The sequence below is a fragment of the Streptomyces sp. NPDC059477 genome, assembly GCF_042749375.1.
In the GTDB taxonomy this organism is placed as follows: Bacteria; Actinomycetota; Actinomycetes; order Streptomycetales; family Streptomycetaceae; genus Streptomyces.
The window spans coordinates 12,800-14,352 of sequence record NZ_JBHYUG010000143.1; the positions used below are offsets into that span (position 1 = coordinate 12,800).

At 74.2% G+C, this 1,553-nt stretch carries 1 protein-coding gene and 1 pseudogene; one reads left to right on the plus strand and one right to left on the minus strand.

Annotated elements, in window-relative coordinates; genetic code table 11:
- The first annotated feature begins 171 nt into the window (after positions 1-171).
- Positions 172-1,188, plus strand: coding sequence for a heme A synthase (locus ACFXAZ_RS37775; RefSeq protein WP_384601020.1), 1,017 nt, complete (start codon positions 172-174; stop codon positions 1,186-1,188).
- Here ACFXAZ_RS37775 and ACFXAZ_RS37780 read toward each other — a convergent pair.
- Positions 1,143-1,553 (minus strand): annotated as a pseudogene (locus ACFXAZ_RS37780) (nucleotidyltransferase); the annotation flags it as partial. The gene ACFXAZ_RS37775 and the pseudogene ACFXAZ_RS37780 overlap by 46 nt on opposite strands.

Below are 1,553 nucleotides of genomic sequence, written 5' to 3' on the forward strand. Positions count from 1 at the left end.
CCCGCGCCGGGCGGTTTCGCCGGGGGGTTGTGGGGGGTGCCGGCAAATCCCGGGCGGCGCGCGGGGGGGGGGGCCGGGGGTAAGGGCCGCACACGCCCTGGCGCCACGCCCCGGACGGGCCCCTCGTGAACGCGTGCACAAGCCGCCTTCTACGATGGCCCCGTGCCAAAGCTGACCCGTGCGGACACCCGAGCCGCCGTGCGCAACCCGCTCGCCTTCATCGCCGCGCGCTGGACGCCCACTCCGCGGACCCTCCAGCGGGCCGCGCTCGCCGCCCTCGTCATGGCCGTCGTCATCGTCGTGACCGGCGGCGCCGTCCGGCTCACCGGCTCCGGCCTCGGCTGCCCGACCTGGCCCAAGTGCACGGACGACTCGCTCACCGCGACCCGGGAGATGGGTCTGCACGGCGTGATCGAGTTCGGCAACCGGCTGCTGACCTATGTGCTGTGCGCCGCCGTCGGCTGGGCGATCATCGCCGCCCGCTCGGTCAAGCCGGGCCGGCCCGATCTGACCCGGCTGGGCTGGACCCAGTTCTGGGTGGTGATGGGCAACGCCGTGCTCGGCGGCATCGTCGTGCTGGTCGGCCTCAACCCGTACACGGTCGCCCTGCACTTCCTGCTCTCCACCGCCCTGATCGCGGTCGCCACCGTGATGTGGCAGCGCACCCGCGAGGGCGGGACGCCGCCGCGTCCGCTGGTCGGCACGGTGGTGCAGCAGCTGGTGTGGGTCCTGGTGGCCGTGACCGTGCTGCTGATCGCGGTGGGCACGGTCGTCACCGGCGCGGGCCCGCACGCCGGTGACTCCAGCGACGTACCGCGCATGGATGTGCCGTGGGAGGACGTCACCCGGCTGCACTCGGTGCTGGCGTGGATCGTGGTGACCCTGACCTTCGCCCTGTGGTTCGTCCTGAAGGCGGTGGACGCGCCCAAGGGCCCGCTGGACCGCACCCGGGACCTGTTCCTGATCCTGCTCGCGCAGGGTGCGATCGGCTACATCCAGTACTTCACCGACCTTCCCGAGGTTCTGGTGGGCGCGCACATGCTGGGCTCGTGCCTGGTGTGGATCGCCACCCTGCGGGTGCTGCTGGCCCTGCGCGAGCGCCCGGCCGGGACCGGCCTCGCGCAGGTGCCGGTCCCGGCGCCTCAGGCGTACGAGGCGACCAGCGCGTCGATCGCTGGGCCCAGGTAGCTCCGGGTCAGGCCGGCCCGGCGGTCGGTCCAGCCGGGGCCGGGCGCGGGGCGCGCTCCGCCGTAGCGGCGGTGCTCGATGTCCGCGACCACCTCGGCGGGGGCGCCCAGTCCGGGCAGCAGGGCGAGGGCCTCGCGCTTGGAGATCAGCCGGCCGTCCCTGAGGGTCACGGTGGCGCGGGCCAGGGTGATCAGGGCGAGGTCGACCCAGATGTCCTGGGTCCACAGCGCGGCCCTGTCCACGTGGGGCCGCCAGAAGTCCCGCTGGTCCCGGACGACGAACTCGGCCAGCTCGTCGTCCGGCACCGGCGGCAGCAGGCCCGCGGGCGCCACGCCGTCCAGGACCCGCCCGAAGCTGTGCAGTTC